Source organism: Acinetobacter vivianii (assembly GCF_014635885.1).
GTDB classification, from domain to species: domain Bacteria; phylum Pseudomonadota; class Gammaproteobacteria; order Pseudomonadales; family Moraxellaceae; genus Acinetobacter; species Acinetobacter vivianii.
The window spans coordinates 326,911-350,922 of sequence record NZ_BMDR01000005.1 but is presented as its reverse complement, the minus strand read 5'-3'; the positions used below and the strand labels follow the sequence as shown (position 1 = coordinate 350,922).

Here is a 24,012-nt window from a genome sequence, read left to right as displayed (position 1 = left end):
ATGAAACGTCCAATTTATCTTGATTACGCAGCAACTACTCCAGTACTGCCAGAAGTTGCAGAACGCATGATGGAATGTTTAACGTTCGAGGGAACTTTTGGTAACCCTGCGTCACGTTCACATGCATATGGTTGGCAAGCCGAAGAAAAAGCTGAATATGCGCGTGAGCAAGTTGCAAATTTAATTAAAGCAGATCCACGCGAAATCGTTTGGACTTCTGGTGCAACCGAATCTGACAACCTGGCATTAAAAGGTATTGCTCAGTTCTACGGTTCAAAAGGCAAACACATCATTACAAGTAAAATCGAACACAAAGCTGTGTTAGATCCTTGCCGTGAACTCGAAGAACAAGGTTTTGAAATTACATATTTAGAGCCAGAACCACGTACTGGTTTAATTACACCAGAAATGGTTCAAGCGGCTTTACGTCCAGATACAATCCTTGTTTCACTTATGATGGTAAACAACGAAATCGGTACTGTGACAGATGTTGCTGCAATTGGTGAATTAACACGTGCGAACAAAACATTCTTCCACGTCGATGCAGCTCAAGCCGCTGGTAAAGTTGAAATTGACCTTTCAACCATGAAAATTGATTTGATGAGCTTCTCTGGTCATAAAGTTTATGGCCCTAAAGGTATCGGTGCCCTTTACGTTCGCCGTAGCCCACGTGTTCGCTTAAAAGCACAAATGCACGGTGGCGGACATGAACGTGGTATGCGTTCTGGTACTTTAGCTACTCACCAAATTGTAGGTATGGGCGAAGCTTTTGAAATTGCTGGCAAAACCATGCAAGCAGAACAAGAGCGCATTCGCAAGTTACGCGACAAGCTTTGGAATGGCTTACAAGACCTTGAACAAGTGTTCTTGAATGGCCACCCAACACAAAACGTTGCAAACTATCTAAATGTCAGCTTCAACTTCGTTGAAGGTGAGTCACTGATGATGGCATTGAAAGATGCAGCTGTTTCAAGTGGTTCAGCATGTACATCTGCAACTTTAGAGCCGTCATATGTATTACGTGCTTTAGGTTTATCTGACGAGTTGGCACATAGCTCTATCCGTTTCAGTTTTGGTAAATACACCACTGAAGCAGATATTGATTACGTGTTAACAATTACCAAAGCTGCTGTTGAGAAATTACGTGAACTTTCTCCGCTTTGGGATATGTACAAAGAAGGTATCGACCTTTCAACAGTTGAATGGGCTGAACACTAATCATAAAGTGCTCTTTTGAGCACTTCATTGAAAAGTATGTTTTAACCCTCATATTAATATTAGGCTGACCCCGAGGTTTGGAGAAGCGACATGGCTTATAGCGAAAAGGTAATTGATCATTACGAAAACCCTCGTAATGTTGGTGTTTTAGACAAGAATGCAGAAAATGTAGGTACAGGTATGGTCGGTGCACCTGCTTGTGGCGACGTAATGCGTTTACAAATTCAAGTCGATGACAATGGCGTAATTGAAGAAGCTCGCTTCAAAACTTATGGCTGTGGTTCTGCAATCGCATCAAGTTCACTTGTAACCGAATGGTTAAAAGGCAAAACACTTGATGAAGCTCAAGCGATCAAAAACATTGATATCGCAACTGAGCTTGCACTTCCACCAGTAAAAGTACACTGCTCTGTATTGGCTGAAGATGCAATCAAAGCTGCGATTGAAGACTATCGTGGTAAGAAAGCGAAAGCTTAATTGATGACCGAAATAACATTGGAGTTTTCATGATCCATTTAACTGAAAATGCTGCGACTCACATCAGCAATTACCTGCAAAACCGAGGTAAGGGTGAAGGCATTCGTATTGGTGTGAAAACTTCGGGTTGTTCCGGATTGGCTTACGTACTTGAGTTTGTTGATGATATCGATACACACGATCAAGTATTTGAACAACTCGGCGTTAAAGTCTTTGTAGACCCTAAAAGCTTGGTTTATCTCAATGGTTTAGAGATGGACTATGTTAAAAATGGTCTCAATGAAGGCTTTGAGTTTAACAACCCAAACCAAAAAGGTGAATGTGGTTGCGGTGAATCATTCACTGTTTAATCTCAACCACTACTCTCTTTCTTTTCGTCAAAACAGTGTGTTCCGCACTGTTTTAACGTATTTATCAATAGCGGAATCCATCTCCCATGAATCATTTTGAGTTGTTCCAATTACCAGAAGCACTCGATATAGATTTAGCAGCTTTAAAAAAACAGTTTTTAAGTTTGCAACAGCAATATCACCCAGATAAAGCTAGTGACAAGGATCAGGCGCTGATCAAGTCAAGCGAAATCAATCAGGCTTATAAAGTGTTATCACTGGTTGATAGTCGTGCTGCCTATCTACTTGCCCTCAAAAAACAAGATCATCATCTTGATCAGTCCATCAACGATTTTGAGTTTTTGCAATCAGCACTCGAAATGCGTGAGCAACTTGACGAAGCCACCTCAACCGAGCAACTTCGCACATTAAAAGTTGAAATTCAGCAATGGATTGATAGTTTAGTTCGCGAGTTCAAACTCGATTATGCGGATGAAGACTGGGCTGAGGCACGTGATACTGTTCGTAAGCTACGCTTTTTCCAACGTGTCATGAATGATATTGATAAAGCTGAAGATCGTATGCTGGACGAAGAAGATAGCTTCGATCTGGACGATGATTTTTAATCCGCTGTTACCGATTATTTTCAAGGGATACCGTACGCATGGCGCTTTTGCAAATTGCTGAACCAGGTCAATCTACCGCACCGCACGAACATCGTATTGCGATCGGGATTGACTTAGGGACAACCCACTCTTTAGTGGCGACAGTGCTATCGGGAAAACCGAAAGTTCTACATGATGACAAAGATCGAGTTCTACTCCCATCTATTGTTCATTACGCAAAAGATTTGACAACGTTTGGTTATGAAGCCAAACCATTTATGATGACTGACCCAAAAAACACGGTTGTTTCTGTGAAACGCTTTATGGGTCGTTCACAAGCTGATATTAAATTCCAGCATCCCTATACACTTGTTGGCGCAGAAAATGAAATGCCAGCATTTGAAACGGCTGCCGGACGTAAAACACCTGTCGAAATTTCTGCTGAGATCTTAAAACAATTAAAAGATCGTGCTGAAGCAAGTCTGAATAATCCTGTGAATGGCGCTGTGATTACCGTTCCTGCTTATTTCGATGAAGCACAACGTCAGGCAACACGTGATGCAGCACAACTTGCTGGTCTTAATGTTTTACGCTTATTGAATGAGCCAACAGCCGCTGCGGTTGCATATGGTCTGGATCAAGAGACAAATCTCAGTACAGACCGCAACTATGTGATTTACGATTTAGGTGGTGGTACGTTTGACGTCTCAATCTTGCGTTTTTCACAAGGTGTATTTGAAGTCCTCGCTACAGGCGGACATACTGCACTGGGTGGAGATGACCTTGATCGCTTAATCGTAAAATGGGCTAAAAAGCAGCTCAATATTGAAACATTAAGCGATGAAGAATATGCGGTATTCGTTGTTGCTGCACGTCAAGCCAAAGAACATTTAACAGATCACGAATCTGCCGAATTAAAATTACTGGATGATCGCTTAACACTCGACCGCCCTACTTTTGAATCGATTATTCAAGTCGCACTCGACAAAACAATGAGTGTCTGCAAACGTGTATTACGCGATGCCAAACTTGAACTCGATGAAATTGAGCACGTAGTCCTTGTGGGTGGTTCAACACGTTCTTACGCTGTACAAAAAGCTGTACGTGACCTATTTGAACGTGAACCGCTATGTACCATTAACCCAGATGAAGTCGTTGCAATTGGCGCATCAATTACCGCCAACCAGCTCATTGGCAATAGCCAAGATGGTTCATTATTACTGGATGTGACGCCACTCTCTCTTGGTTTAGAGACCATGGGCGGTTTGGTTGAACGTCTGGTTTCACGTAATACAGCCATTCCTGTTGCACGCCGTCAAGAGTTTACCACCTATCAAGATGGTCAAACTGCCATGTTGATCCATGTAGTTCAGGGTGAGCGTGATCTGGTTGAGCATTGCCGTTCATTAGGTCGCTTTGTCTTACATGGCATTCCACCAATGACTGCGGGTCAAGCGCGTATTGAAGTGACATTCCAAGTGGATGCTGATGGCTTACTTACTGTCTCTGCGAAAGAAACTACCTCTGGTGTGCAAGCCAAAATCGACATCAAACCGTCGTATGGCTTATCCGCATCAGATACTGAACGTTTACTGGTAGAAGGTTTCCAGCATGCGGAAGAAGACAAACAGCTTCGCCACTTGCAAGAAACCAAAGTTGAAGCACAGCGTGAGCTAGAAGCATTAGAGCAAGCTTTAAAAGCGGATACAGATCTACTCTCTCAGCAACAGGCTCGCGACTTAATTCTTGCCGCTGAAGCGTTAAAAGCTCGTCTTAAAACGGATGACCTTGCAGCGATTGAACATGCTGTTCAGCAACTGAAAATTCACAGCGATGCCTTTGCTGCGCTTCGCATGAACCGACATATTGACCATGCCTTAAAAGGTACGAAACTTGAAGATTGGTCAAACTCAAACTAAAGGTATAGGTGATCAATATGCCACGTATTAAAGTTCTTCCTCATGCACAAATTTGCCCTGAAGGTGCAGAATTTGAAGTCGAACAGAACGCCAATTTATGCCAAAGTTTATTAAAACAAGGCATCAAAATTGAACATGCTTGCGATATGTCTGCAGCATGTACGACCTGCCATGTGGTTGTTCGTAAAGGTTTTGACAGCTTAGATGAGATGAATGACGTTGAAGCAGACTTACTGGATCGTGCTTGGGGCTTAGAACCTGACTCACGCTTGTCTTGCCAAGTGAAAATTGTAGATGAAGATTTAGAAATCGAGATTCCTAAATACACCATCAACCACGCTTCAGAAAATCATTAAGCTGAGTGGTTCATCCAAAACGCAAAAAGCTAGAGTAAATCTCTAGCTTTTTTTATGACTAAACAAAAATTAAAGAACGATGCGCAGCGACGCCTGCCAGAGTACCATCACCAACTGCGAGTGATACTGAACCTCCTAAACGTGCAACATCCCCACAGGCAAAAATCCCTGTCACAGATGTTTCCTTCATTGCATTGGTTTTAATGGCTTCTCCCATCGCACTTTGTTCGATTTCACAGCCCAGCTTAAAAATCCACTCTTGAGCAATGGCGCATTTGGTCGTTGCAAAAATACCCGCCAGTTGAATCACAGTGCCATCAGCAAGCAAAACATCACTCTGCCCCATAATTTCCTGAATCAGTCGCTGCTCAATGACAACGCAACGAACCTTTAATTGCTCAAGTAATTCAGCATCGACAGGATAATCATTCAAGAAAAGTGTCGTTTCACCCCAATCTGGGAGCATCATCGCTAAATGAGCAGCATGTTCTGAGCTGGCAATGATGCCAATTTTGCCTTGATTCAATTCATAACCATGGCAATAAGGACAATGAAATACTGTCTTGCCCCAGCGTTCCACCAGACCAGCAATATCAGGCAATTGATCCGTAATTCCTGCTGCAATGATCAGGCGCTTGGCCGTAATTGAATGCGTCGCATCAATACATACCGCAAAGCCCTCTTCAATTTTTTCTACGCGCTTTACACTGCCATTCTGCCAATCCACAGTCTTATAAGCCAAAACTTGCTGCTTCGCAATTTGCGCAATTTCACTTGCCTGCGTTCCATCCTGAGTCAGAAAACCATGTGAATACTCGGCAAAGCGATTTCTGCGTTGTCCAGCATCAATAATAACCACTTTTCTGCGTGCTCTCGCCAATGGCATTGCCGCAGCCAAGCCTGCATAACTTCCACCAATAATCGCAACATCATATTGCATAGGATTCACCACTTATATGTAACCTTTAAAGTTACATTAATACTTTTTATTTTAATTTGCAACTTTTGATGTTACATTTAAAACTATTCTCTTATTTTATTTGGATTGATTAGATGCGTACTGACAGTAAACTCTCCCGAATGCTGCATGTGCTGTTACATATGGCCAGACAACATAAGACTTTTACTTCAGATGAAATCGCGCAAATGCTATCAACCAATCCTGTCGTGGTCAGACGAACGATGTCGGGGTTAAGGAAAGCGGGATTTGTCCATTCAGAAAAAGGCGCTGGCGGTGGCTGGCAGCTAACTGGAGATTTAGAAAAAATTACCTTGTGGGATATTTATCAAGCTGTGGGTGAACCCACTATTTTTGCGATAGGCAATGAAAGAGAGAATCCAGAGTGCTTAGTTGAGCGTGTGGTAAACGCCGCTTTAGATCAGGCCATTCAGGATGCGCAGCACATTTTAACCCGACAGCTAAAATCCACCACGCTGGCAGCACTCGCTTTAGAATTTGATCATTTATATGAGTTACATGAACATCAGAATCGTCATACTCAACATTGAGTATTGAGTTGTCTATCTCACTTCATCATCTAAAGTGAGTTTAGGAATGCCCTGCGCATTGGTAATCTTTTGCTGGGTCTTGATACGTTGAACCATGTTTTCCAGAATCTCGACCAGTTCTGGGTATTCATAGTTTTGTACTTCTTCCAGATTGAGAACCAAATGGAAGCCTTTATAATCAAAATCAAACCATTGTTGCGTATCAGATTTTTTGCCTGTGAATTTTTCCATCACCTGCCAGGTTTTCACTGGGCCTTGAATACCTTTTAAATAGATCGGCACTTTCGGCACACATAAAAACTCATTTTTAATCAGTTGATGTGTGTCATCGGCAATCAGGATTTCATCAACTTCAGCAGCAGACTGCAAACGTGCAGCCAAATTCACATCACGCCCGACAATGGTATATGCCATTCGATGTGAAGCGCCATAATTACCTACGTGACAATAACCCGTACTAATTCCCATGCGGATATGCAAGGCTGGATAGCCCATTTTCTTCCAGCGCTCACGCAACAATTTCATTTGTTGACGCATCGCAATCGCCATTTCCACACAAGATTTTGCATCTTGTTCAACGCCTTGCGAATTTGGATCACCAAAGAAAATAAGAATCGCATCACCCATAAACTTATCGACTGTCGCTTCATACTGCTTGGCAATCTCGGTCATATGACTCAAGTAATCGTTCAGTAAGAAGGCTAAATCGTCTGGGATGAGTGTTTCTGAAAGTTCCGTGAAACCTTGAATATCGGAGAAGAAAATCGTGAGTTTTTTACGCTTATATTCAATTTTTGCTTCCGCTTCTCCACGCATAATCGATTGCCACAATTGCAGCGGCGCGTAACGACTGAGCTGGTTTGCAAAAGCAATATAGCGAGTCATCTGATTATGATAATGCTGGCGTTGCTGTCCGAGAATATTCAGGCGACGATGCTGGTAATAGTTACCAATCACGATAAACATCATCAAGCCGAGCAAACTGACAACGGTCAATTCAGGATTGGTCGGTTCAAAATACTCTTCCGTACCAAAAATGATATAGGTACTAAAGTAGAATGTAATTACACCAATCAATCCGATCAGACATGAGACAGGCAAGGAAATTTTATTGTTTAGACCGACATAGAGCAATGCAAATAAGATCGTAAATGTTGGCACTAAACTTAAATGTAATGCGGCAAGAACAAGCGCAATAATGATGGCTTCATTGGCAAATAGAACGTTTTTTTCTATTTTTTTATCAAATTTATATTGCAGCCATTTTTCCAAACGGGGACAAAATAGAAAATAAGCCAGTAATAATGGAAGGAGATAGAGCTGATAGCTAGCACTGGTAGAGGTAAATGTATAAATTACCAAAATCAGTGACAGAATCGAGTATCCCATCAAACGATGGAAATAAGCGAACTGTCTAGGTTCTTTATCAATCAACCTATCTAGTGGCACTCTGTCCTCCTTTTCTTATTATAGAATACTGTTTTTTATTCTATTTTCTGGATCAGTCCATGCGCCAGTCAAATGGCATATCACCTTGACCGCGTAGCGCAAGCATCAATGTTTGACGCATATGCGCGAGTACATCATTACTGTATGGTACTGCTGGCGTTCCCCATACTGGTTTCGGCCATGCCACATCGTTTTGATAACGTACAACATGATGGAAATGAAGCTGAGGAACGACGTTCCCTAGTGCTGCCACATTCATCTTGTCTGCACGGAACACACGTGAAAGTTGGCTTGATAACCAGCTTGATTCACGTAGAAATTGTTCTTGATCTGCTTGGCTTAATTCATATAGTTCTGTAACGCCTGGTACACGAGGTACAAGGATTAGCCAAGGAAATTGCATATCATTCATTAAACGACATGTTGAAAGCGGAAAGTCGCCTACAAAAAATGTATCTTGAGCAAGTTGTGGATGCAAACTAAACATATCTTTATAAATGATGCAGAATAATGATGATCAATACTATCACATCAGTTTTGATGTGAATATTATTAGTCACCCGTTTGCTTACAAATAACAATGATTTTCCTCATTTATTGCAGGAACATCTGATCAAAAACATGTCGCGATCTTGCAAAAAACCAAACTTGCTCAATTAACACTCAATTATCAATTTTCAAGGTATTAATTCAACTCACTCACCAGCTTGTTGAGCAGATCAATAATGAACTGGATTCGCTTATCGTACTCAGCCAGTTGCACCATGACTTTCAAGCGTTGCCCGCCTTCCATCCGGTAATACGTTGGTTGCTTCTGCATCAGTTGAATGATACTGATCGCCTGTACAGGTGTCTCTGGAGAAAACTCGATATAACCGCCATTGCTATTGATATCAATCTTGGTAATGCCCAGTTGTTCTGCCTTTAAACGCAACTGATGAACGCTAAATAGCTGTTTTACAGGTTGTGGCGGAATACCAAAACGATCAATCAGCTCCATACGAATATTGTCGAGCTTCTCCTGACTATCAGTATTACTAATGCGCTTATAGAACAACAAGCGCTGATGTACATCACCAAGATAATCATCTGGAATCAACGCTGGCATATGTAAATTAATTTCAGCCGTTAATGACAATGGTGCATCAAAGTTTGGTGTTTTACCTTTCTGAATTGCTTTGGTCGCCTTCTCCAGCATTTCCATATACAGACTATATCCGATGGCCTGCATAGAACCGCTTTGCTGCTCACCGAGCAACTCACCCGCGCCTCGAATTTCCAGATCCTCTGTAGCCAGCATAAAGCCAGCACCGAGCGTTGAAGCACGTTGAATGGCATCCAGACGTTTTTCAGCATCACCTTTCAGATGCTTAATCGACGGAACCAACAAATAGGCATAGGCTTGGTGATGTGAACGCCCAACACGACCACGCAACTGGTGTAACTGTGCGAGACCGAGCTTATCTGCACGTTCGATAATAATCGTGTTGGCATTCGGCACATCAATACCGGTCTCGATAATAGTCGAGCACACCAATACGTTATATTCCTTATGGTAGAACTGCTGCATCACCTGCTCAAGTTCACGTTCGCGCATTTGTCCATGCGCTACCGCAACACGTGCTTCAGGCACCAGATGACGTATATTTTCCGCAGTCCGTTCGATGGTATCAACTTCATTGTGCAAGAAGTACACCTGCCCACCACGTAACAATTCACGCAGAATTGCCTCTTTCACCGAATCATCGGTATGTTCCTGAACAAAGGTTTTCACTGCTAAACGACGTGCTGGCGGCGTAGCAATAATCGAGAGATCACGCATGCCAGAGAAAGCCATATTCAAGGTACGCGGAATCGGTGTCGCTGTCAGCGTCAGCATATCCACATCAGCACGTAGCGCCTTGATTCGCTCTTTGTCACGCACGCCAAAACGATGCTCTTCGTCGACAATCATCAGACCAAGATTTTTAAATTGCACGTTCTCTTGCAAAATTTTGTGCGTCCCGACCACGATATCGACCTTACCTTCGGCCAAATCTTCAATAATTTTCAAATGGGCTTTATTACTACCGAATCGAGACAACACTTCGATACGTACTGCCGTATCCGCAAAACGGTCTTTAAAGGACTCAAAATGTTGCTGGGCCAATAAGGTGGTTGGAACTAACACAGCCACCTGTTTATTATTCTGTACCGCAACAAAAGCCGCACGCATCGCCACTTCTGTTTTACCAAAACCAACATCACCACACACCAAACGATCCATCGGTTTAGCTAGCTGCATATCATGAATGGTCGCTTCAATCGCATTGGCCTGATCAAGCGTTTCTTCATAGGCAAAACCGCTGGCAAATTGCATATAACCCGTATGATCAAGTTCAAAAGCAAAGCCGGGTTTAGACTGGCGACGCGCCTGGATATGCAGTAATTCCGCCGCCACATCATGAATCTGCTCCAAAGCCTTACGTTTTGCTTTGCTCCATGTGTCTGTACCCAGCTTATGCAATGGTGCCAGATCTGGATCACCACCACTATAGCGACTGATTAAATGTAAATTGGTGACAGGAACGTAGACTTTTGCGCCATCGGCATAATCTAGTTGTAAAAATTCATGATCCTGCTCATCGATTTCCAGCGTCACTAAACCTGCATAACGCCCTACACCATGGTCAATATGCACGACAGGCGCGCCAATACTCAGCTCGGTTAAGCTGCGAATAAGGAATTCTTCAGAAACTTCCTGCTGACGCTTACGGCGACGCTGTACCACCCTATGTTCGTACAGCTGATTTTCTGAAATGACCGATAACTGATCTGTAAGCAACAAACCACGGTCTAAAGGCGCACTAGTAATCGCAACTTGTAATTTATCTTTCTGGAATTGAGCAAAACTCTCTACATTCTGAATTTCGCCCAATACACCACGCAACGCATCTTTTAAGGTTTCACGGCGACCTGCACTCTCTGCCACCAACAAAACAGGATGTTTAACCTGATCAATATAGTGTTTAACTGCTTCGAAAGGTTGTTCCTTTTTTGGATCAACAGGCAATTTGGGTGGTTGCTCGGCGGCAAGATTTAACACACCCGCTTTAGCTTCAAATGCCTCTGCTGAAGCCACAATTCTTGGAAACTGATTAAGTGCCTGTAACACATGATTGGGCATCAAGAACAGTTCTTCAGGCGGCAGAATCGGTTGGTCAATGTTATGACGACGATCTTCATAGCGACGCACAACTTCTTTCCAGAAATTGATTAATTCGTCTTCAACCTCATTATTTGTAATGACAACGCAATTTTTTGGTAAGTATGTTGTGAACATACTTTGCGCTTCCATTACCTTCTTATCAAAGAATAATGGCAGGTAGAATTCCAATCCAGGCGTCGAAATACCTTCAAGCACATCCTGATAAATTGGATTTTTCTTTGGATTTGCCGTTGGAAAACTTTCCGCATAACGGTCTCTGAAAATAGAACGCCCTTCTTTCAAAGGAAATTCTTTCGCAGGTAAAACCGTGAAGTTTTTTAATGATTCTGTCGTACGTTGCGTTTCCGGATCAAAGAATTTTAAGCTTTCAATTTCATCATCAAATAAGTCAATCCGAATCGGCTGATCTTGCCCAGAAGCAAAAATATCCATGATACTACCGCGAACAGCAAATTCACCGTGATCATAAACCGTGTCTACCAAACGATAACCCGCTTGTACCAGCTGCTTTTTTTGTAGTTCTAAATCTAGCTTTTGCCCAACCTTAATATCAAAGTGTTCACCCACTACCCACGAATATGGTGCAACACGCTGTGCTAGCGTACTCGCCGAAATCAGTAGAATGCCCTTTTGCGGCATATGCGATAAAATGGCCAAACGCTCAGACACAATATCCTGATGCGGAGACAAACGGTCATACGGCAAAATTTCCCAATCAGGAAAAATCGTTGGCTTAATGCCATAAAACTCAAGCTCACTTTCCAACTGGGCAAGGTGCTGATTATTCCGAGCCACAATGACGTAGAGATTCGAGCTTTGGGTTGCGATTTCTTTGAATAATAATGCTGCCGATGATCCCAACAAGGAACCGATCCAGCGTTTTTCGCCCGCTTTAAATTGTTGTAGGTTTAATTGAGAGATTTCTTGTTGGAACATAGAGAAAATCATGCAATCTAAAAAGATAAGTTCCCTATTTTAGCATGATGTTTTTTATGAATAGGAATTTTTTGGCTTATCCTTAATGCAAAATTGTCTATGCAGTAGATCAAAGAGAATTGCTATCAAAGTCACTATTATTTAAAAACAGGGTTTGATAACCAATCTTTAATATTCTGGATTTGCTTTTTTACCTCAATAACAAGATGAGGACTATTTTCATATGTCCACTCTCCATCACACCAGTCACAAGCGCCATATAAATCACCTAGCCATGAGGGATAATATACAATTTTCTCATCAAGATGACGCGGAGCTTCGATAAAACCCGCCTCTATATTGTTAAAAATTCGACATAAATCAAAAGGCCTTATCTGACCATTTTGGTAATGCTCTAAAACCTTTAGGAAATAACGAGCCGCTAGAACTTCTGCCTCAACACAATCTACTGAAAAACTGGGATCTGTTGCTTGAATCAGTTCAAATAGTGAAGCTTTCTGCTCTACCCTAGTATCTAATAGTTCAAAAAAATCCATCTCTATAATTTCATTGTTTTCTATATATTCATTAATTTTTTTGGCGATGATTTCTTTTGAATAATCACCATAATAAATTTCAACAAAAAGCGCTTTAAAAGTCATAAAGTCCCTACTTTTCTATCTAAAACAAGATCAGATCATCTCTTCGGTTTAGAGATTTTTATATTGATGTGAAACCGTAATTTTGATCGCTTTAAAAGCATTTAACTTACTTAGGCTATTTTTTATCATATTATTAGATAAATTACAGACAATAAAAAAAGCACTTTTCATCAAATTCTGAAAAGTGCTTCTTCATCCATCTTAATTATAAATTATGATGCAAGTTTGGCATTTGGAAAGAAACGTCCTTCAATCATGTCATAGCACCATTGGAAGATGAATGTATAAACCAGAATACACATCGTCAAACCGAAGTCTAAAATAATTGCTTCAATAATTGTCATTTTCATTAAATAAGCAATGATTGGAATGGTTGCGAGCATCAAGCCGCCTTCAAATCCGATCGCATGCAGAATACGCACAGGAACCGTTCGTTCCCAATGATATTTCTGTTCCACTTTTTCAAAGTAATGGTTGAAAATCATATTCCAGAATACAGAAATCACCGCCATGATCGTACCTAAAACACCCGTTACTTCTAGTGGCATACTAAAAATAAAACTTAACGCAATAGCGATGATGACCAATAAAATCACTTCATAGCTGATCGCATGAACGAGTCTTCTTTTGGAAATCAACATTTTTGTAACACTCTCTTGTTTGGATAGTTGCCATTTTATTTTTATAATATTGATTAATCCAATCAGATTCTTTCAGTTTTTTTGACAAATGAATATTAACCAAGAACAACTCCTCATGTTTCAGACGGTCATTGAAACAGGCTCCTTTTCTGCTGCTGCCCGTAAATTAGGCAAAGTACCTTCAGCAGTCAGTATGTCGATTGCCAATCTGGAAATTGATCTCAATCTAAAACTATTTGAGCGGATCGGACGAGAACCAACCCCGACCGCCGAAGCGTGGGTTTTATATGAAAAAACCCAGCAATTATTGATCGAAATGAATCAATGGAAACAGCACGCCCATGCGTTAAGTACAGGTTTGGAATCCACTTTAAATATTGTGGTTGTATCGGAACTGCTCCATACCAACTGGACAGATTACATCACCTTGCTCGATCAACATTTTCCGAGCTTGTCACTCAATGTCGTTTCAGCACCGCAAGAAGATGCTCTGCAAATGTTACTTGATCAAACTGCGCAGCTTGCCCTGATGTTTGAACGGGAACAATTAGATAGCCGTGAGCAGTTCGTTGAGTTAAAAAGTGAAGCGCTTGTTCCCGTGATTGCGAAAACGAATCCTTTGGCACAACTGGATAAGGTTTCATTTGAGCAAATGGTTCAGACCCGTCAAATTGTCGTGGCGAGTCGAGACAATACCATTCGACCTGAATTGCTTTACTCAAAAGATTATTGGCGAACAGACAACCATCACTCCGCGTGTATGATGATCGTTCGGAATTTGGGTTGGGGCGTTTTACCTTTGGAAATGTTTAATGAAAATCCTGAATTGCGTAAAAAATTAAAAATTCTGGATCTTTATGATTTCACACCGAAATTTGAATACTACGTCGATCTGGTCTGGAGTCGAGAAAGTGAACTAGGTGCAGCAGCGCGATTCCTGATTGATCATATCCGTAAACAACGTCAACACATGAAGTAATAAAAGATAACTTTAAGGAATAACTCCATCAACAAAAGCGATGCTTTGCTTTTATGCAGAGTATGCTATAAAAGAAATTACCAATAATATGTTTAAGTAAGAACGCTATATCAATGACTCAGACTGCCTTACATCAATTAAAAGATTTAACAACCGTTGTTGCCGATAGTAGTGACTTAGAAGCAATTGAAAAATTTCGTCCACTCGATGCAACAACCAACCCTTCACTCATTACTGCGGCTGCGGAATTACCAGAAAGCAGAGCGCTGATTGAAGATGCCTATACCCAAGCAAAACAAGAAGGTTATCAAAGCGACGAGTTAATCGAGCGCACGATTGATATTTTGACTGTAAAATTCGGTGTTGAAATTTTAAAACTCATTGAAGGCCGGATTTCAACTGAAGTCGATGCTTCTTTGTCTTATGATACGGAAGCGACCATTGCTAAAGCACGCGAATTGTCTAAGCTGTATCAAGGTTATGGCATTGAACAATCGCGTATCCTGATCAAGATTGCTTCAACATGGGAAGGTATTCAGGCTGCGAAAGTGCTTGAAGCCGAAGGTATCCCATGTAACCTTACCCTGCTATTTGGTCTACATCAGGCACAAGCCTGTGCAGATGCAAAAGTTACGCTGATCTCACCTTTTGTAGGTCGTATTCTTGACTGGTACAAAAAGGCTGAAGGTGTTGAGCAATATCCAATTGCCAAAGATCCAGGTGTCCTTTCGGTCAAGAAAATCTACAATTATTACAAACAGCAAGGCATCACAACTCAAGTGATGGGTGCTAGCTTCCGCAGTACAGCTCAGGTATTGGGTCTGGCAGGTTGTGATTTACTGACGATTGCGCCAAATCTGTTGGCTCAACTTGAACAGGATCAACAAAATGTTGAAGCCCAATTGAGTGTTGAGTCAGCCCAGCAAGCTGAAAAAATTGATCGTCCCGCTCAAAGCAAAGAAAGCTTTAAGGCTGAACTTGAACAGGATTTGATGGCATTCCAGTTACTGCAAGGTGGTATCGATGGCTTTATCAAGGCTCGTGATCAACTGAGTTTATTGCTGCGCCAATCTTTTGGAATTGATGCTGAAATCAAACCATAATTAGTCGAATTTTCACCAATAAAAACCGATTTTTGCTATATTAGCGAAAATCGGTTTTTTAGTGAGTTTCTATCGTGTTCGGTATAACAGATTTAACCACTTACATTATTGGTACAATCTTAATTGTGTTATTACCTGGCCCCAACTCATTATATGTGATGTCTGTGGCATCACGTTATGGCATCCGCACAGGCTATGCGGCAGCATGTGGTGTCTTTACAGGCGACTTTATTTTAATTCTCTGTACCGTGCTAGGTGCAGCCTCTTTGTTGAAAGCCTTCCCGATCTTGTTTGTAATTTTAAAATTAACAGGCGCATGTTATCTGGCATATTTAGGTTTTAAATTACTACAAGGCGCTTATCAAACATGGAACAAGCCGCCACATCATGCTGAACTGGCAGCACTACCAAATTTAGACCAGATCCATCCTTACCGTACCGCTTTAAGCATTAGTCTACTCAATCCGAAAGCGATCTTGTTCTTCCTGTCATTCTTCGTGCAGTTTGTCGAGCCAAGCTATGCTTATCCTGCTTTAAGCTTTTTAATTCTGGCTATCATCTTACAAATAGTCAGTTTTAGTTACCTGACTGCATTAATTTTTTCAGGTATCAAACTTGCTGGCTTCTTCAAACATAATTATAAACTTGCTGCCAGCGGCATTTGTCTGGTGGGCATTTTATTCTTTGGCTTTGGCTTAAGGCTGGCGACCTCAACGCTATCTTAATACAACCTGCTATTTTCTCGATATTTCATTTAATTTATCTCTTAGTTTTAAAATAAAAAGCCCTCATCAAAATGAGGGCCGAGAAAAACTTGAATTGCAATGAGCGCTATTTTTCTTCTAAATCTTTTTGCGTTTCTTCTTCATTTAAAATACGTCCTGTCTGTTTAGGGCGAATCAATGGCGCTGTTGGCCGTGGATGCGTATGGGTATATTGTAAACCCACGCCTGCATAGACATCATCTGCGGCAATTTCGGTTTCAAAACGTTCTTCGTCACGGTCACGAATTTCATCAGTAATACGTTGCACTTCATCTTGCTCAACCCCTAACTCTTGCAGAATCACGCCACCAAACTTGATTGCAGATTCAAAAGTTTCGCGGATCATATAATCCACTTTCTGTTTCACGAGATAGAGTGAATGTTCACGGTCATAAGAACGAACCAGCAGCTTGGCGAGTGGGAATTCATGGGTCACCAGTTCGACAATACGGTTGGTGGTTTCCTTACTATCTACGCAGACAACAATGGCTTGTGCTGTCGCAGCACCAGATGCATGCAGAATATCCAGACGGCAGCCATCACCATAATAGATTTTAAAACCAAATTTCTCTGCGTTTTGAATCATGTCTATATCATTATCAATAATAGTCACATCAACACCACGTGCCAGTAACAGCTGACTGGTAACCTGACCAAAACGACCAAAGCCAATCATTAAAATACTGCCACTCAAGCCTTCGGCAACAGTGACATTGTCCAGATTAATCGAGTCTTTGGTTTCAGTGAAACGTTTAAAAAGAATTCCCACGATCGGGGTCAGCACCATAGAAAGCACCACAATCGCGGTCAAATTAGACTTGACCGTGTTATCAATCACTTGGGCACTGACTGCGGCTGCAAAGAGAACAAACGCAAATTCTCCCCCTTGTGCCATCAGCAACGCGCGATCTAAAGCTTCGGTATGCGGGCTTTTGGTTACACGCGCAACGATATAAATCATGAGCGCCTTAGCAAACATCATGGCGAGCACACCACTGATGATCAGTTGCCAGTTTTGTGCAACCACAGATAAATCGAGAGACATCCCGACACCGAGGAAGAACAAACCCAGTAATAATCCACGGAAAGGTTCAATATCGGCTTCAATCTGATGTCTAAAGGTTGATTCTGATAATAATACGCCTGCGAGGAACGCCCCCATCGCCATAGACAGTCCACTCACTTGCATCAACAATGCAGCGCCTAAAACCACCAGAAGTGCAGCGGCAGTCATCACTTCACGTGCTTTTGCAGCAGCAAGCAACCTGAACAAAGGATTTAATAGCCAATAACCCGCAGCAATCAGACCCGCAATTGCAATTAAACCGATGCCGATACTTTCAAGACGCGTAGAGGTACTTTCGACCACGTGATTCGGCGCCATAAAGGCAACAATTGCAAGTAATGGAACAATCAATAAATCTTCAAATAATAAAATAGCGACAATCTTCTGACCATGTGGCTGGGTAATATCGCCCCGATCCCCCAATAATTGCATCACAATGGCAGTCGAAGTCAGTACAAATCCGGCAGCACCAATAAAAGCCACCTGCCAGCTAAAACCAAATAGCAGACCGACACCAGTTAAAGCCAAGCCACACGCCACGATCTGCAAGGTGCCCAAGCCAAAAATTTCCCGCCTTAAACTCCAGAGATGGGAAGGCTGCATTTCCAGCCCGATCACAAACAGGTACATCACAATACCCAATTCGGCAATATGCAAAATCGAGGCCGAATCGTGGAAAAATGCAAACCCGAATGGGCCAATAATCAATCCTGCAATCAAATATCCCAGTACCGAACCTAATCCGATGCGTTTAAAAATCGGGACGGCAACCACAGCCGCAGCCAGCAAAACCACTGGTGCAATTAAACTGATTGAATGTGCTTCTGAACTCATACTGTTCTCATTGTTATCATGCTGGTTTCATTTTAGGTGAAACAATTAAGGCCATATATATCATTTTTAGGACAATGCATCCCAATTCAATCATTTAGGAAACGATTTTCCTAAACTTAATTTATTGTATTTTTGTCCCAGAATGCCTGACGAACCTGAGGCATGGCATTGAGGTGGTTAATGATATGTTGAGCTTCTTCCGCTTCAATTGAGGTGGCAATGAGCGTAACTTCAATTTCCACTTCCTTCTCACCAAAAGGCGTGACATCAATATCTTTGGCAGGATAATTATGATGCTTTAAGGTCAAATTCAGCTCATCCATGACAGCTTTGCTGTGACTACGATCACATATAATATAAATCACATGCATGACCTCAGTATCATCATCCAGCGGACGGCGGTCAATAGCATGTACGATAGGTCGCAGCAATGTATTTGCAGCTAAAATAAATAAAGTTGCCAATATCGCTTCAATCACTAAATCTGCCCCAGCGGATGCTCCAACTGCTGCTGAGCACCATAAGGTCGCTGCGGTATTGAGACCATGAATATTACCTTCCTGACGCATAATCACACCTGCGCCCAAGAAACCAATACCCGAAACCACATAGGCAATTACCCGAACCGCACCATCGGCACCCGTCAGATTAATTGCAATATCCACAAAGATGGCAGCACCGACGGCAACTAAAACATTGGTTCGTAGCCCTGCTGTACGCTGCCGATACTGACGTTCAAAACCAATCAGGGCACCTAAAACAAATGCCACTGAAAGACTGATTAGAGTATCCAGAATATTAGAAAAATCGGTATGTTGCAGAAATTTTAATTGCATGTTTCACCTCTTTATTATCAATGATTTTTAATGAAGGATAATGTGAAATACTGCAATTATGATGACGGTGTAAAACTCAATCCCAAGCCAAACCAATGCTGTTTCTCTGCATGCAAGCGGTCACCAAATGATGCTTCCAGACTTAACACATTGGGAATAATGCTGTACTGCACTGCGGTCTGAAAGAACGGCGCCTGACGATCCTGATTGTAGGTTTCAAGAATTAGCCCCACCCGATCCGTTACATTATAGGTTGAAGCCACGCCCCAACGAACAAGTTGCTCATCTGCATGTTGATAACCAATATTGGTATCTATAGCTAAACGTTGATCTAAAAAGTCAAAACTCACCGGTACATTGAAAAACCAGTCCAGCTTGCCACCATGATGCGAAACATCATCACGTGAGAGCAACAAACTAGAGCCAACTGCCCACTCATTTTCCATTGGTTTTAATATGGTTTTGGCCTGAGCTGAAAAACCATGAATCTGATCAATATCTTTGCTCGAATGATAACCTAAAGATATTTCTAAATTTTCATTGAGATTACAGGCAGGCACGACTTGATAACCCCAACTGCCATCTTTATTACGCGTATAAGTACTTTCCAGCTGACAATGCTTTGCTGTTGTAATCGAAACATCATCGGTATTGATCAGCGGGCCAGCCTTACTTTTTTGAGTTAGCAATAAACCAGATAAAACAAATGCTTGAACAACAGCAATCCATTGAATGGAAGCGTGAAAGAACATAGGCTTCTCCCCATTTTAGGTGAGAAACTAAACAGGTTGCAGTCAATACAATAAATTTTGTGAATACAGCAAAATTTTATAGAAGGGTTAAAAATTTATATCAAAGCTATCTCATTGCAAGATAGCCAACCTAACAGGCTATCTTGTTCAGTAATCGCTTTGATTTAATCGATGATTAAACCCGAACCTCGAACAACTACCCATTTAGGATCTCCGTGAATAAATTCAAAGGCATTATAGGACATGCGAATTGATTCACAAGTCCTATAATATGAATTTTTTATTACATGATAAAATTTCGGTCTAAATTAAAGCTCTCTTACCACAACTGTTTTTGCCATTTTGTCGTGCCAGCCCTGTTTCTTGGCATCGAAAGCAACCCAGATTAAACCAATGAAAAATACCAATGTTGCAGGAATATAGCCAATGTAGCGAATAATCCCTTGCCCGACAGTTACATTTTCACCCGTTTTTTCATCCAGCACTTTTAAACGCAATAAACGCTTACCCGGTGTACCTGCAAATTTAATCCAGCAGAAAATATAAAAGACGGCGGTGATGATTTGCCAGATCCAGTCTGAGGTCGACATGAACTGGAATGATGAAAATCCATCAGAAGCCACCGTGGTTTCTCCACCACCAAAAATCATGGTTAGTGGAATCAGCGCCACAATCACGATAATTGAATCAATAATTGCTGCGCCAACACGGATCCAGAAGCCTGCATACTCGTATTTATCAGACATTTTCCCCTCACTTTTTTATTTCTAAAAGTTAATATTTATCAATAATAACCTGTTGTTCCAATGATTTATATTATGTTTTGTTTTAATTCCCGATCAAAAAAGTCCAGCGTACGTTGCCAGACCACTTTGGCCTCAGGCAATCCACGACTGACGCTACGAAAACCATGCGGCATATTATAGGTATAGGCCTCGACCCGATCTCCCAATTGCTGGATCAGTTGCTTACGCTTGGTTGCTGGACAAAATGGATCTACATTCGACCAGTGTCCCTGTAAAATACGCACCTCATCCAGAGATTCTTTTTTCGGAATCCCTGCACCTTCGATCCCTAAAGAATGATGATAAACCACAGGTGCCAGCATATCGTCACGTTTCGCCATCTGGATCACATAGCCACCTGTTAAGCATTGTCCCAACATACCTAAACGACCATTTGAACGTGGATCTGCTTTGAGTGCATCTAGCAATACATGGATTTCCTGATTGACCTCACTATCCGCTGCGTTACTGCGTCCTGCTTTGCTCACCATTGCGCGAATACAATATTTAACTGCACCGCCACTAAACAGATTAGGCACATAAACCAGATAGCCACGTTCTGCCAAGTCTTGAGCATCTTCCCGATATACATCAAGGATACCGAATAACTCGTGTAATAATAAAATCGCAGGCGCTTTTTCCGAAGCCTGTGCTGGTACATAAACTTCTACTTCGATTTGACGTGTCGGTAATGTGATTGTTTTTATTTCCATTGCAGTCATCCATTGCATTCGAATCGTTTCCATACTATTTATGACAATTATTATTGTCAAATAAAAAAGGATGCCTGACGACATCCCTTTTCTCAATGTATTTGACGCTTGAATTAAATACTTAACAAGCTATTTAATGTCTCTACTACATTTTTAGATTTTACTTTCGGTTGCAATGCTTTAAGCGCTTGCTGAACTTGAGTGCGTTGCGGTTCAGCCAAAGTGTACCAGCGAGAAAGCACTTGCAGTAAACGCGAGCCTAAGATTGGATTTTTCTCATCCAAATAAGCTGCCAACTCAATGAAATGATCAACACCAAAGCTCCACGTATTCACAGGATTGGCGGCCAGACCACCGCTAACCGAACGGATACGGTTTGGTGTGCCGAGATCATAGTCCACATGCTTGGTGAGATATTCAATAGTTTCAGCTGTCGCATTTGGATTAGATGCCTGAATGGTAAACCATTGATCCAAAGACAAAGCTTCATCTTTAAAACGGTTATAGAAATCCGCTAATGCAGCTTGTGCCTGTGGTGCATCATTCCAGACCAAAACACGTAATGCGCCTAAACGTTCAGACATATTGCCCGTTTGTTGGTATTGCGCATAAGCCAGCTCAAAGACAGATTCATCACCCTGACGCGCCAGCATATTTAACATGATATTTTTGAGCGCACGCACCCCCATTGCCAAAGAAAACTCTTTTTGCAATGCCGGATCCAAGGCCAGATAAGTATCTTTCCAGAATGAACCCAATTCGCGTGCTAAACGATTCAACACTGCTTCGCGTTTTTCCAGCACCAACTCAGGTTCGTAGTCCTGATCGATACGGCTACCTAAATAATTCTCGCTAGGCACATCAAATAAACGTGATGCCAACAAAGGATCCTTATTCACTAGCTCAGGTAAGGTGTTTTGAATAGCCTGAATATAAATATCGGCTTTGTGATCTGCTAATAAAATCCGTTCCAATAAAGTTTGTGTGGCTTGCCACTGGTTAAAACCATTGGTTTCATGCTGGATTAGAAAGGCAAGATCTTCATCAGAATAATCAAATACCAAATTCACAGGCGCAGAGAAATTACGTAATAATGATGCAACAGGTTGTTCAGTCACACCAGTAAATTCAATGGTGACTTGATCCTGATCAAATAAATACACGCCATCTTTCACATCATTAACAAACAAATCAGCACTGTGCAAGGTGTATTGCTCACCTGTATGGGCATTAAATAACGCCAAAGCCACAGGAATCGGCACTGCCTTCAAGTCTGGATATTTAGGATGCGCTTTTAGGCTTTGTTTTAAGCTGAGACGATAAGTTTGTGCAGCCGCATCATACTCACCTTTGGCTTCTAGCTTTGGCGTACCTGGCTGGTTGTACCACGTCAGGAAGTTGGAGAGATCTACGCCTGAACCTGCACTCAATGCAGCAACCCAATCTTCAACCGTAACCGCTTGTCCGTCATAACGGCGGAAGTATTCATCTGTACCCTGACGATATTTTTCTTTACCGAGTAATGTCGCCATCATGCGGTTAATTTCCGCACCTTTTTCATACACGGTCGCCGTGTAGAAGTTATTAATTTCGACGAAATGGTCTGGGCGTGGCGGATGTGACAATGGACCCGCATCTTCTGGGAACTGATGCGATTTTAATACGGCTACGTCGTCAATACGCTGTACCGCAGCAGATTGCAAATCCTCAGAGAAAGACTGATCACGGAAAACAGTTAAGCCTTCTTTTAAGCAAAGTTGGAACCAGTCACGACAGGTAATTCGGTTACCTGTCCAGTTATGGAAATATTCATGAGCAATGACCGACTGAACCCGCATAATCGCAGCATCCGTGGTGTATTCTTCATCGGCCAACACACATGAAGTATTAAAGATATTTAAACCTTTATTTTCCATTGCGCCCATGTTGAACTGACTTACCGCAACGATCATGTAGTTATCGAGATCGTAAGGACGGCCATAGTGTTCTTCGTCCCAACGCATTGAATGCTTTAAAGCTTCCATTGCGATATGACATTTAGGAATATCTTTTTCAATCGCATAGATTTCTAATGCCACATCTCGGCCTTCCGAAGTGGTGTAACGATCTTTCAATACGGCCAGATCACCAATCACACAAGCGAATAAATAGCTTGGCTTTTTGGTTGGATCTTGCCAAATCGCAAAGTGACGGCCATTACCGGCATCACCTGTTTCCAATAAATTCCCGTTTGCGAGCAATACTGGATATTTCTTATCGGCTTCTACACGAGTGGTGAATTCAGCGAGCACATCTGGACGATCTGGATAGAAGGTAATTTTACGGAAACCTTCAGGTTCATTCTGAGTCACGAACAAGTCACCTGCCTGATACAGACCTTCAAGCTGGGTATTTGATTCGGGGTGAATCACGACCTGAGTTTGAATAATGACCTGATCTGGTGCATCGGTGATCACCAACTGCTCACTGTCTAAACGATACTGATCTTGATTGAGCAACTGACCATTTAATTGGATAGATTTTAATTCAAGATCACGACCCAACAGGATTAAATCACCTGCAGTTTGGCGCTTCATCACCAATGTTGAGTCCACAAGGGTATGGTCATCATAAATCTGAATATCCAAGTTGATCGATTCAACTAAAAAAGCTGGCTTTTGATAATCTTTTAAATAAATGGTTTGATCTGCTTGTACAGGAGGCTGTGCCGCAATATTCATCAGTATTCCTTATCTTTCATCATGTCGTTTAGATGGTCTTGTTGGCAAGACTTCTTGATCAATCGATCATACGCCAACTTAAGCAACCTGTCTTTAGACGCATACATGGGTTTTAACAGTTTTATTGGGCTTAATCTTCTGCTTTTCAAATTGAACGCGTACAGAACATGGA

Annotated in this window: 22 protein-coding genes; 10 read left to right on the top strand and 12 right to left on the bottom strand. The window is 41.8% G+C overall.

Translation table 11 applies throughout. The features are described from left to right. The 6 genes from IEV36_RS12665 to fdx all read left to right on the top strand — a co-directional run bounded on the left by IEV36_RS12665 (position 1) and on the right by fdx (position 4,904). Positions 1 to 1,218, top strand: a complete 1,218-nt coding sequence (locus tag IEV36_RS12665; RefSeq protein WP_004771672.1) for an IscS subfamily cysteine desulfurase — start codon at positions 1 to 3, stop codon at positions 1,216 to 1,218. A gap of 90 nt (positions 1,219 to 1,308) precedes the next feature. Next, complete coding sequence (iscU, locus tag IEV36_RS12660; protein ID WP_004639432.1) at positions 1,309 to 1,695, top strand: Fe-S cluster assembly scaffold IscU; 387 nt, start codon at positions 1,309 to 1,311, stop codon at positions 1,693 to 1,695. A gap of 29 nt (positions 1,696 to 1,724) precedes the next feature. Further along, the gene (gene iscA, locus IEV36_RS12655; protein ID WP_004661460.1) at positions 1,725 to 2,045 is read left to right on the top strand and encodes an iron-sulfur cluster assembly protein IscA; all 321 of its coding nucleotides are present in this window, start codon (positions 1,725 to 1,727) and stop codon (positions 2,043 to 2,045) included. Positions 2,046 to 2,131: 86 nt separating this feature from the next. Next, positions 2,132 to 2,650, top strand: a complete 519-nt coding sequence (gene hscB, locus IEV36_RS12650; protein WP_004771671.1) for a Fe-S protein assembly co-chaperone HscB — start codon at positions 2,132 to 2,134, stop codon at positions 2,648 to 2,650. Between the two features lie 38 nt (positions 2,651 to 2,688). Further along, positions 2,689 to 4,548, top strand: coding sequence for a Fe-S protein assembly chaperone HscA (gene hscA / locus IEV36_RS12645; RefSeq protein ID WP_005256993.1), 1,860 nt, complete (start codon positions 2,689 to 2,691; stop codon positions 4,546 to 4,548). Between the two features lie 17 nt (positions 4,549 to 4,565). Then, on the top strand, positions 4,566 to 4,904 hold the full coding sequence (gene fdx / locus IEV36_RS12640; RefSeq protein WP_004771669.1) for an ISC system 2Fe-2S type ferredoxin: 339 nt from the start codon (positions 4,566 to 4,568) through the stop codon (positions 4,902 to 4,904). Positions 4,905 to 4,962: 58 nt separating this feature from the next. Here the strand turns inward: fdx and IEV36_RS12635 are convergent, their stop codons facing one another. Next, complete coding sequence (locus tag IEV36_RS12635) at positions 4,963 to 5,844, bottom strand: NAD(P)/FAD-dependent oxidoreductase (RefSeq protein ID WP_005256992.1); 882 nt, start codon at positions 5,842 to 5,844, stop codon at positions 4,963 to 4,965. A gap of 113 nt (positions 5,845 to 5,957) precedes the next feature. On the opposite strand from IEV36_RS12635, the gene IEV36_RS12630 reads away from it, so the two are divergent. Then, positions 5,958 to 6,413 (top strand): Rrf2 family transcriptional regulator, encoded by a 456-nt coding sequence (locus tag IEV36_RS12630; RefSeq protein ID WP_005256991.1) that lies wholly within the window; start codon positions 5,958 to 5,960, stop codon positions 6,411 to 6,413. A gap of 12 nt (positions 6,414 to 6,425) precedes the next feature. On the opposite strand, the gene IEV36_RS12625 is transcribed toward IEV36_RS12630, so the two are convergent. The 5 genes from IEV36_RS12625 to aceI all read right to left on the bottom strand — a co-directional run bounded on the left by IEV36_RS12625 (position 6,426) and on the right by aceI (position 13,288). Continuing rightward, the gene (locus tag IEV36_RS12625) at positions 6,426 to 7,862 is read right to left on the bottom strand and encodes an adenylate/guanylate cyclase domain-containing protein (RefSeq protein ID WP_004771664.1); all 1,437 of its coding nucleotides are present in this window, start codon (positions 7,860 to 7,862) and stop codon (positions 6,426 to 6,428) included. Between the two features lie 52 nt (positions 7,863 to 7,914). Next, complete coding sequence (locus tag IEV36_RS12620) at positions 7,915 to 8,349, bottom strand: HIT domain-containing protein (protein ID WP_004771663.1); 435 nt, start codon at positions 8,347 to 8,349, stop codon at positions 7,915 to 7,917. 198 nt (positions 8,350 to 8,547) lie between these two features. After that, a complete protein-coding gene (mfd, locus tag IEV36_RS12615) occupies positions 8,548 to 12,006 on the bottom strand; it encodes a transcription-repair coupling factor (RefSeq protein WP_032863867.1) in 3,459 nt (1,152 codons plus the stop codon). A gap of 137 nt (positions 12,007 to 12,143) precedes the next feature. Next, positions 12,144 to 12,647: a hypothetical protein gene (locus IEV36_RS12610; RefSeq protein WP_005256989.1), complete on the bottom strand. Its 504-nt coding sequence runs from the start codon at positions 12,645 to 12,647 to the stop codon at positions 12,144 to 12,146. 212 nt (positions 12,648 to 12,859) lie between these two features. Then, the gene (aceI, locus tag IEV36_RS12605) at positions 12,860 to 13,288 is read right to left on the bottom strand and encodes a chlorhexidine efflux PACE transporter AceI (protein WP_004771659.1); all 429 of its coding nucleotides are present in this window, start codon (positions 13,286 to 13,288) and stop codon (positions 12,860 to 12,862) included. Positions 13,289 to 13,376: 88 nt separating this feature from the next. Here aceI and aceR point away from each other — a divergent pair, with 88 nt between their 5' ends. The 3 genes from aceR to leuE all read left to right on the top strand — a co-directional run bounded on the left by aceR (position 13,377) and on the right by leuE (position 16,095). After that, complete coding sequence (aceR, locus tag IEV36_RS12600; protein ID WP_005256980.1) at positions 13,377 to 14,267, top strand: HTH-type transcriptional regulator AceR; 891 nt, start codon at positions 13,377 to 13,379, stop codon at positions 14,265 to 14,267. A 113-nt stretch (positions 14,268 to 14,380) separates the two neighbouring features. Beyond that, positions 14,381 to 15,370, top strand: coding sequence for a transaldolase (tal, locus tag IEV36_RS12595; protein WP_005256977.1), 990 nt, complete (start codon positions 14,381 to 14,383; stop codon positions 15,368 to 15,370). A gap of 74 nt (positions 15,371 to 15,444) precedes the next feature. Beyond that, the gene (leuE, locus tag IEV36_RS12590) at positions 15,445 to 16,095 is read left to right on the top strand and encodes a leucine efflux protein LeuE (protein ID WP_004771654.1); all 651 of its coding nucleotides are present in this window, start codon (positions 15,445 to 15,447) and stop codon (positions 16,093 to 16,095) included. Between the two features lie 106 nt (positions 16,096 to 16,201). Here leuE and IEV36_RS12585 read toward each other — a convergent pair whose 3' ends face one another. The 6 genes from IEV36_RS12585 to pepN all read right to left on the bottom strand — a co-directional run bounded on the left by IEV36_RS12585 (position 16,202) and on the right by pepN (position 23,840). Next, positions 16,202 to 18,034 carry a monovalent cation:proton antiporter-2 (CPA2) family protein gene (locus tag IEV36_RS12585; protein ID WP_005256967.1) on the bottom strand — a complete coding sequence of 611 codons (1,833 nt, stop codon included), beginning with the start codon at positions 18,032 to 18,034 and terminating at the stop codon, positions 16,202 to 16,204. Positions 18,035 to 18,150: 116 nt separating this feature from the next. Continuing rightward, positions 18,151 to 18,870 (bottom strand): MgtC/SapB family protein, encoded by a 720-nt coding sequence (locus IEV36_RS12580; protein WP_005256964.1) that lies wholly within the window; start codon positions 18,868 to 18,870, stop codon positions 18,151 to 18,153. A 56-nt stretch (positions 18,871 to 18,926) separates the two neighbouring features. Continuing rightward, positions 18,927 to 19,622, bottom strand: a complete 696-nt coding sequence (locus IEV36_RS12575; protein WP_005256962.1) for a PA4824 family protein — start codon at positions 19,620 to 19,622, stop codon at positions 18,927 to 18,929. A gap of 308 nt (positions 19,623 to 19,930) precedes the next feature. Next, the gene (locus tag IEV36_RS12570; RefSeq protein WP_005256953.1) at positions 19,931 to 20,368 is read right to left on the bottom strand and encodes an RDD family protein; all 438 of its coding nucleotides are present in this window, start codon (positions 20,366 to 20,368) and stop codon (positions 19,931 to 19,933) included. Positions 20,369 to 20,433: 65 nt separating this feature from the next. Continuing rightward, entirely contained in the window at positions 20,434 to 21,120 is a 687-nt protein-coding gene (locus IEV36_RS12565; RefSeq protein WP_032864020.1) for a dienelactone hydrolase family protein, read from the bottom strand. A gap of 113 nt (positions 21,121 to 21,233) precedes the next feature. Beyond that, a complete protein-coding gene (pepN, locus tag IEV36_RS12560; protein WP_005256951.1) occupies positions 21,234 to 23,840 on the bottom strand; it encodes an aminopeptidase N in 2,607 nt (868 codons plus the stop codon). Between the last annotated feature and the right edge of the window lie 172 nt (positions 23,841 to 24,012).

What these genes read in the sequence shown, in the direction of transcription:
- IEV36_RS12665 (WP_004771672.1), top strand. Translation starts at nt 1, where the DNA reads ATGAAACGTCCAATTTATCTTGATTACGCAGCAACTACTCCAGTACTG.
- iscU (WP_004639432.1), top strand. Translation starts at nt 1,309, where the DNA reads ATGGCTTATAGCGAAAAGGTAATTGATCATTACGAAAACCCTCGTAAT.
- iscA (WP_004661460.1), top strand. Translation starts at nt 1,725, where the DNA reads ATGATCCATTTAACTGAAAATGCTGCGACTCACATCAGCAATTACCTG.
- hscB (WP_004771671.1), top strand. Translation starts at nt 2,132, where the DNA reads ATGAATCATTTTGAGTTGTTCCAATTACCAGAAGCACTCGATATAGAT.
- hscA (WP_005256993.1), top strand. Translation starts at nt 2,689, where the DNA reads ATGGCGCTTTTGCAAATTGCTGAACCAGGTCAATCTACCGCACCGCAC.
- fdx (WP_004771669.1), top strand. Translation starts at nt 4,566, where the DNA reads ATGCCACGTATTAAAGTTCTTCCTCATGCACAAATTTGCCCTGAAGGT.
- IEV36_RS12635 (WP_005256992.1), bottom strand. Translation starts at nt 5,844, where the DNA reads ATGCAATATGATGTTGCGATTATTGGTGGAAGTTATGCAGGCTTGGCT.
- IEV36_RS12630 (WP_005256991.1), top strand. Translation starts at nt 5,958, where the DNA reads ATGCGTACTGACAGTAAACTCTCCCGAATGCTGCATGTGCTGTTACAT.
- IEV36_RS12620 (WP_004771663.1), bottom strand. Translation starts at nt 8,349, where the DNA reads ATGTTTAGTTTGCATCCACAACTTGCTCAAGATACATTTTTTGTAGGC.
- mfd (WP_032863867.1), bottom strand. Translation starts at nt 12,006, where the DNA reads ATGTTCCAACAAGAAATCTCTCAATTAAACCTACAACAATTTAAAGCG.
- IEV36_RS12610 (WP_005256989.1), bottom strand. Translation starts at nt 12,647, where the DNA reads ATGACTTTTAAAGCGCTTTTTGTTGAAATTTATTATGGTGATTATTCA.
- aceI (WP_004771659.1), bottom strand. Translation starts at nt 13,288, where the DNA reads ATGTTGATTTCCAAAAGAAGACTCGTTCATGCGATCAGCTATGAAGTG.
- aceR (WP_005256980.1), top strand. Translation starts at nt 13,377, where the DNA reads ATGAATATTAACCAAGAACAACTCCTCATGTTTCAGACGGTCATTGAA.
- tal (WP_005256977.1), top strand. Translation starts at nt 14,381, where the DNA reads ATGACTCAGACTGCCTTACATCAATTAAAAGATTTAACAACCGTTGTT.
- IEV36_RS12585 (WP_005256967.1), bottom strand. Translation starts at nt 18,034, where the DNA reads ATGAGTTCAGAAGCACATTCAATCAGTTTAATTGCACCAGTGGTTTTG.
- IEV36_RS12580 (WP_005256964.1), bottom strand. Translation starts at nt 18,870, where the DNA reads ATGCAATTAAAATTTCTGCAACATACCGATTTTTCTAATATTCTGGAT.
- IEV36_RS12575 (WP_005256962.1), bottom strand. Translation starts at nt 19,622, where the DNA reads ATGTTCTTTCACGCTTCCATTCAATGGATTGCTGTTGTTCAAGCATTT.
- IEV36_RS12570 (WP_005256953.1), bottom strand. Translation starts at nt 20,368, where the DNA reads ATGTCTGATAAATACGAGTATGCAGGCTTCTGGATCCGTGTTGGCGCA.
- IEV36_RS12565 (WP_032864020.1), bottom strand. Translation starts at nt 21,120, where the DNA reads ATGGAAATAAAAACAATCACATTACCGACACGTCAAATCGAAGTAGAA.
- pepN (WP_005256951.1), bottom strand. Translation starts at nt 23,840, where the DNA reads ATGAATATTGCGGCACAGCCTCCTGTACAAGCAGATCAAACCATTTAT.